Origin of the sequence: Mycobacterium sp. (assembly GCF_035570115.1) — a bacterium.
Lineage (GTDB): Bacteria > Actinomycetota > Actinomycetes > Mycobacteriales > Mycobacteriaceae > Mycobacterium.
Window position 1 is genome coordinate 22218 of the sequence record NZ_DATMLH010000235.1, and the last position, 6847, is coordinate 29064.

General features: G+C 66.3%; 5 protein-coding genes and 1 pseudogene. 1 reads left to right on the forward strand and 5 read right to left on the reverse strand.

Translation table 11 applies throughout. The features are described from left to right. Window positions 1-388: 388 nt before the first annotated feature. The 5 genes and pseudogenes from VNW74_RS20850 to VNW74_RS20870 form a co-directional block, all read right to left on the reverse strand. Window positions 389-1141 carry an oxidoreductase gene (locus tag VNW74_RS20850; protein ID WP_325680281.1) on the reverse strand — a complete coding sequence of 251 codons (753 nt, stop codon included), beginning with the start codon at window positions 1139-1141 and terminating at the stop codon, window positions 389-391. An 80-nt stretch (window positions 1142-1221) separates the two neighbouring features. Beyond that, window positions 1222-2922: pseudogene (locus VNW74_RS20855) on the reverse strand (dipeptide ABC transporter ATP-binding protein); the annotation flags it as partial. Continuing rightward, window positions 2919-3803, reverse strand: coding sequence for an ABC transporter permease (locus tag VNW74_RS20860; RefSeq protein ID WP_325680282.1), 885 nt, complete (start codon window positions 3801-3803; stop codon window positions 2919-2921). The gene VNW74_RS20860 and the pseudogene VNW74_RS20855, both read right to left, overlap by 4 nt. Further along, window positions 3796-4722: an ABC transporter permease gene (locus VNW74_RS20865; RefSeq protein WP_325680284.1), complete on the reverse strand. Its 927-nt coding sequence runs from the start codon at window positions 4720-4722 to the stop codon at window positions 3796-3798. The genes VNW74_RS20860 and VNW74_RS20865 overlap by 8 nt, the downstream gene beginning before the upstream one ends. A 1-nt stretch (window position 4723) precedes the next feature. Then, window positions 4724-6340, reverse strand: coding sequence for an ABC transporter substrate-binding protein (locus tag VNW74_RS20870; protein ID WP_325680286.1), 1617 nt, complete (start codon window positions 6338-6340; stop codon window positions 4724-4726). Between the two features lie 133 nt (window positions 6341-6473). On the opposite strand from VNW74_RS20870, the gene VNW74_RS20875 reads away from it, so the two are divergent. Continuing rightward, window positions 6474-6847 (forward strand): acetyl-coenzyme A synthetase N-terminal domain-containing protein (locus VNW74_RS20875; RefSeq protein WP_325680288.1); only part of this gene is annotated, 374 nt, incomplete at its 3' end.

The following is a 6847-nucleotide window of genomic DNA, read 5'->3' on the forward strand; positions in this document are numbered from 1 at the left end:
TGACCCGGGTCACGGAGTACAAAGGAGTGACGGAAGCCCGGTGAGGCCAAGATCGAGCCGGAAGAGAAGGCACGATCTCCCGAAATCGGGTAACCCAGCACGGTTCCCGGCACCCACGCGGAGTCACAGCCGCGATAATGGCAGAAGTGTTGCGGGCCTGCGTAATTGCGAAGAGTGGATGGCGTCGACAGCCCTTTGGGTGGGGTTGCAGCCGGAAGCGTCGCAAGATCGCCGAGGCCACCCCACGCAACCCAGAGTTGCACGCTTGGTAACCGAGTTCCGTGCTAGCGGGCGGCGAGCCGAAATCCTTCGGATCGTCGCCCGCTTTATTCGTCCGTACCGCTACCGCCGGCCGCTGCACCGCTCACCGCGACGCGGCTTCGGCAACCTATTCAGCAAGCGCTTCAGCAATCGAGAACGCCTCTTGCGCGCCTGTGCGCAGGGCCCGGCAACACAGCACCAACCAGGCGGCCATGCCGTCGGGCGTTCCCGCCGCAAACCCGCGCGCGGCATCGCGGTACTCGGCCGCACGACGCATCCAGCTGACCTCCGGCACGCCCAATCCATGCGGGTCGAGCCCGGTGGCAATCGTCACCAGCCGCGACACCGCCCGTGCCACCACACCGTCCGCGCTGCCGAATGGCGCCAGGGTCAGCAGTTCACCGTGCGCGACCGAGGCGATCACCGCGGCCGGCGCCCGGGTGCCACCGGTGACGATCTTGCCGAGCAACTCGAGGCGGGGCCCGATATCGCCGTCAGCGCGTGGCCGGCCCAATCGACTCTCGTCGACCAGGTCGGCGGCGGCGAGCATATGCAGTCGTGCCAGCGCCTGCAGCGGCGCCCGCTGCCACACGCCGGCCAAGGCGGTCTCGCCACCTTCCAGCGCCTGCGCGACGCGCAGCGCGCCGGCGAATACCGGGTCGCTGGTCGCGGAGACGTCCAGATGCTCGTCCAGTTTCAGCCTGCCGTCGAGCACCGCCGAGGCCCTCGCGGCCCGCAGCGAAGCCTCGGCCGCCGTCACCGGCCAGCGCCGCAGGTTGGCACGATGGCGATGCGCGCGGCCGAGCGCATCCCGGGCCTGGTCGCTGGCGGCGGCGACACCGGGCAGCTCCATCAGCGGAGCCAACGGGTCAGAAGTCACGAACTGTCACGATAGGGCTCGGTTTCTGGCGGCGACCCGCCGCGCCCGGCTTCGCCGCCCTTGCGATCGCCGCCCTTGCGATCGCCGCGCGTTTCTGGCGGCGACCCGCCGCCGGGAATCGCCGCCAGCAGTTGCCGGGTGTATTCGTGCCGCGGCCGCGTAAATACCTCCTCAGCGGGCGCGTGTTCAACCACCTGGCCAGCTTGCATCACCATCACTTCATCGGCGATCTGCCGGACGACGGCCAAGTCGTGACTGATGAACAGATAGCTCAGACCCAGCGCGTCCTTAAGCCCGGCAAGCAATTCGAGTATCTGCGCCTGCACCAAGACGTCGAGCGCGGAGACAGCTTCGTCGCAGACCAGCACCTCCGGCCGCAACGCCAGCGCCCGCGCGATCGCGACCCGTTGGCGCTGGCCGCCCGACAATTCGCGAGGGCGGCGGTCCAGCACCGACAACGGAAGCGCCACCTGCTCGACCAACTCTCGCACAGCCGCGCGCCGCTCGCGGCGGCTACCGACGCGGTGAATGCGCAACGGTTCCTCGATGGCCCGGAACACTGTGAACATCGGATCCAGGCTGCTGTAAGGGTTTTGGAAGACCGGTTGCACCCGCCGGCGAAACCCCAGAGCCGCTCGCCGGTTCAGCGCGGCAACGTCAAGGCCGCCGAAAGTCACCGTCCCGGAGGACGGCGCAAGCAGACCCAGCACCATGCGCGCCAGAGTGGATTTCCCAGATCCGGATTCGCCGACGATGGCCAGTGTGGTCGCTCTGCGCAGACGAAACGACACGCCGTCGACAGCACGGAATTCGGTTTTCCGCCAAGGTGTTCCGCGGCTTGAACGGTAGACCTTGGTGAGCTCGGAGGCAACCAGGAGACCGCCGGCCTCAGCGTCGGATTCTCCGCCGGACGTCGCGTTGCCGGTCCGCGGTCGAGCCGTCGTCCCACCGGCCGCGCGCGGCGCGGCGGCAACCAACTGTCGGGTGTAGGGGTGCTGTGGGTCGCTCAAGATCCATTGTGCTGCACCGGTTTCTACTACGCTACCGCGTCGCATGACGATCAGTTGCTCGGCTCGCTCGCCTGCGAGCGCGAGATCGTGGGTGATCAGCAAGACCGCCGTGCCCAGTTCCGCGGCCAGATGCTGCAGATGGTCGAGCACCTGGCGCTGCACAGTGACGTCCAGTGCGGAAGTCGGCTCGTCAGCGATCAGCAAGCGCGGGCGGCCGGCCAGCCCGATCGCAATCAGCGCACGCTGAGACATCCCGCCAGACAGCTGATGCGGATACCGTCGGGCCTGAGTCGGCGGGTCGGACATTCCGGCTTCCCCGAGCAGTTGCAGTGATCGTTGCCGCGTATCGCTGATATTGTTGGCGCGCAACGCCTCCCGTATCTGGAAGCCGATCTTCCACACCGGGTTGAGGTTGGTCGTCGGGTCCTGCGGCACATAGCCGATGCCAGTCCCCCGAATCGAGCGCAGCCGTCGCGGATCCGGCGACGTGATGTCGAAGCCGTCGAATACGATGCGGCCGGCGGTGATTCGTCCGCCCGGCGCGAGCAGGCCGAGAATCGCAGCGGCCGTCGTCGATTTTCCGGAGCCGGATTCACCGACAACGGCAACGGTCTGACCGCTGCGCACGGTCAGCTCGACGTTATGCACGGCGGGAGGATCGTCGCCGAATCTCACTTCCAGGCCCGCGACGCTCAGCAGCGGCAGCTCGGCGCAAGACCCGCGGCGCTCCTCCGCATCGCTGCGCTCTGCATCGTCGCCGACGCGGATCATGACCGCCACGCTCGTGATGTGGAATCCAGGGCGTCGCGCAATACGTCGCCCATCATCAAAAATGCCAGCACCGCAAGCGCAAGGGCCCCAGCGGGATAGAACAAGATCGGCGAGCCTGCCCGCAGCCGCGTCTGCGCCACGTTGATATCGCCGCCCCATGACACCACTGAAGGCGGCAGCCCCACACCGAGGTAGGACAGCGTCGCCTCGGTCACGATGAACAGACCCAGCGAGATCGCGGCGACGGCGATCACTGGGCCAAGGGCATTGGGCACGACGTGGCGTATCAATATCCCGAACCTGCTCAACCCCAGCGCCTGCGCGGCCACGACGTAATCGTTGTCGCGCACCGCGAGCACGGCCCCGCGCGCGATCCTGGCCAGCTGCGGCCAACCGAACAGCGCGAGAATCGCGACCACCGTCCATACGGTGCGATGATGCATGACCTGCATGAGCACAATGGCGGCCAACAACAGCGGGATTCCGAAGAACACATCGGCGACGCGGGAGACCACCGCGTCGATCCAGCCGCCGTAAAAGCCGGCCAGCGCGCCCAGCGCCCCGCCGACAACGAAAACCACAAGGGTGGCACCAACGCCGACGGTGATCGAAGCGCGGGCACCGTAAACCGTGCGGGCGTAGATGTCGTGGCCCTGCAGGTCGGTACCGAACCAATGCGCGGCCGACGGTGCGAGCAGGCTCTGATACGGGTCGGCGTAGCCGGGATCGGCTGACGTGAACAATGCCGGAAACATCGCCACCACAAGAAAGAACAGAATCAGCGCGGCGGCGACGACGAATTTCGGACGTCGCCGCAGGCCCCGCCAAGTATCACGCCAAAACCCGGCGCCGCCAAGCACCTCGGTGTCCCGATCAGCCATAGCGGATCCTGGGATCCAGCGCCGCGTACAGCAGATCCACGATCAGGTTCGTCAACAGATAAATCACCACCAGCACCGTCACGATCGACACCACCGTTGGTGCCTCCTGGCGGGTGACGGCCTGATAGAGCACACCACCGACACCGTGGATGTTGAAGATTCCCTCGGTGACGATCGCCCCGCCCATCAGCGCCCCGAGGTCGGCGCCGAGGAATGTCACCACCGGGATCAGCGAGTTTCGCAGGATGTGGACCGTGACCACCCTGGGCCGCGACAGGCCGGTCGCCGTAGCGGTGCGCACATAGTCGGCGTGCGCGTTCGCGGCCACCGCAGAGCGGGTCAACCGCACCACGTACGCCAACGACACCGACCCCAGCACCACACCGGGCAGCAGCAACCGCGCGAATGTCGGCTGATCACCCACGGTGACCGCGGCGACACCCAACCGGACACCGAAGACGAACTGCGCCAGAAACCCCAGCACGAAGATCGGCACCGCGATGACGATCAGACTAGTGATCAGCACCCCGGCATCGAAGGTCCCGCCTTGCCGCAGCCCGGCGATCACCCCGAAGCCGGTCCCGAGGACCGCCTCCACCGCCAGGGCGATCAACGCCAGCCGGATGGTCACCGGAAACGCCTGGGCCAGAACGACACTGACCGGCAACCCGGAGTAGGCACGCCCCAGATCGCCGTGCACGATGCCGCCAAGATAATGCAGGTACTGGATCAAGAACGGGTCGTTCAGGTGGTATTGGGCGCGCAGTTGCGCGGCCACCGCGGGGCTCAGCGGACGGTCACCGCCCAGGGCGGCGATCGGATCACCGGGCAGCAAGAAGACCATGCCGTAGATCAGCAGGGTGGCCCCGAGAAAGACCGGAACCATGATCCCGACGCGTCGAGCGATATACCAGCCCATCTCAGGCCTTCACGATGTGCTCGTAGTCGGGCAAGCCGTTCCAGGTCAGTGCGACGTGGCTGACCGCCGGTGACCTTCCGGCCACGCTGATCGTGTACCACAACGGCACGACCGGCATATCCCGGAAAAGGATTCGCTGTGCAGCGTTGGCCAGGGCAAACGACTCCTGCAAGCTGGGCGCGGCTTCGGCCGCGCCGATCGCGGCGTCGAATTGCGGGTTGGAATAGCCGACGTCATCGGCGCCCGCCCCGGTGACGAAAAGCGGCTCCAAGAACTCCAGCATCGACGGGAAGTCGCCCTGCCAACCCGCGCGGAAAGCGGTGGCGATGCTGCGGGTGGTGACCTGGGTGCGAAACGTGGCGAACGTCGGCTGCGGCACACCGACCGCGTCGATACCCAAGATGTTCTTGATGCTGTTGGCCACCGCGTCCACCCACTCCTGGTGTCCGCCGTCGGCGTTGTAGGTGATCGCGTACCGGCCGGACCATTTCGCGATGGCATCGGCTTGCGACCACAGCCGCCGCGCACGGTCCGGATCGAACTCGAGCGCATCGTTGCCCACGATGTGCGGGTCGAAACCGGGCAGCGAACTCGCAGTGAAATCGCGGGCCGGTGCACGCGCTCCGGAATAGATCTGGCGGCAGATCTGTGCCCTGTTGATGGCCGCCGAGAGCGCCTGTCGGCGCAACCTGCCTTCCTCGCCGCCGAAATGGGACAGCCGCAGCGGGGTGTCGAGGGTCTGGTTCACCGCTGCCGGCGCGCTGACGTAACGATCGCCCAGATCTCGGCGGTAGACCGACAGCAGGCTGGACGGAATGGTGTCCAGCACATCGAGATTGCTGGACAGCAAGTCGGCGTATGCGGTCTCTAGGTTGGCGTAGAAGACGAAACGCAGACCCTTGTTCTGCGGGATCCGGTTGCCGTGGTAGCCGGGGTTGGGCACCAGGTCCAGTTTGACGTTGTGTTGCCAGGCCGCACCGCCCGGCGCGTCGTCAAACTTGTATGGGCCGTTGCCGACCGGGTGCTGACCAAAGCTCGTCATATCCTTGAGCGCTACGGCCGGCAATGGATAGAACGGCGAAAACCCAAGCCGCAGTCTGAAGTCGATGGTCGGCGCCTTGAGCTGCACGGTGAACTGGTGGTCGTCGACGACGCGCAACCCGGACATTGTGGTTGCCGCCGGTTTGGGCGCAGCCACTTCGTCGAAACCGGCGATCGGGGTGAAGAAGCTCTGCTGTAGTTGCGCGTTGGCGGCCAGAGCGCCGTAATTCCAGGCGTCCACGAAGGAGTGCGCGGTCACCGCTGTGCCGTCGCTGAACGTCCATCCGGGCTTGAGGGTGATGCGGTAATTGATGTCATCGCTGGTCTCGATCGACTGGGCAACCTCCAGTTCGGGCCTGCCCTTGGCGTCATAGGACATCAGGCCCGCGAAGAGCCGGTCGATGATGCGGCCCCCATTGCTGTCATTGGTATTGGTCGGAATCAGCGGATTCTGCGGCTCACCGGCGTTGACGATCACCACATCGGTGCGCACGTTTCCCGCACCGCAGCCAGTCAGCGATGCGGCGGCGAGCAATCCGCAAGCCACAAAGGCCGCCGCAGCACGGACCCGACGCATGGGCCCGACCCTAGAGCCCCCGGCCGGGCCGGCTTAATGCGGTAGAGGTTGTTGCCGCCGCGGCAAGCAAACTTCTTCTTAACTGAGCGACGCCCGGACATCCCGGCGAGCGATCCCGATTACGCTCGTGCAGGTGACCGAGACCCACGCCGCGACCCTGTCTTACCCGCCGTCCGCGGAGTTCACCGCACAGGCGAACGCCAGCGAGGTGTTGTACCGCAAGGCCGAGCGAGACCGGCTCGCGTTCTGGGCCGAACAGGCCAACCGGCTGTCATGGTCCAAGCCCTACGACCAGGTGTTGGACTGGTCGGCGGCACCGTTCGCCAAGTGGTTCACCGGCGGAACGCTCAACGTCGCGCACAACTGCGTGGACCGTCACGTACAAGCCGGTAACGGCGATCGAGTCGCCATCCACTGGGAGGGTGAGCGGGTCGGCGAAGGCCGCACCCTCACCTACTCAGACCTGCAGACCGAGGTGTGCAAAGCCGCCAACGCGCTCAGCGGGCT

Excerpts from the sequence above, each read along its gene's own strand:
- VNW74_RS20860 (WP_325680282.1), bottom strand. The coding sequence starts at position 3,803 with ATGGCTGATCGGGACACCGAGGTGCTTGGCGGCGCCGGGTTTTGGCGT.
- VNW74_RS20865 (WP_325680284.1), bottom strand. The coding sequence starts at position 4,722 with ATGGGCTGGTATATCGCTCGACGCGTCGGGATCATGGTTCCGGTCTTT.
- VNW74_RS20870 (WP_325680286.1), bottom strand. The coding sequence starts at position 6,340 with ATGCGTCGGGTCCGTGCTGCGGCGGCCTTTGTGGCTTGCGGATTGCTC.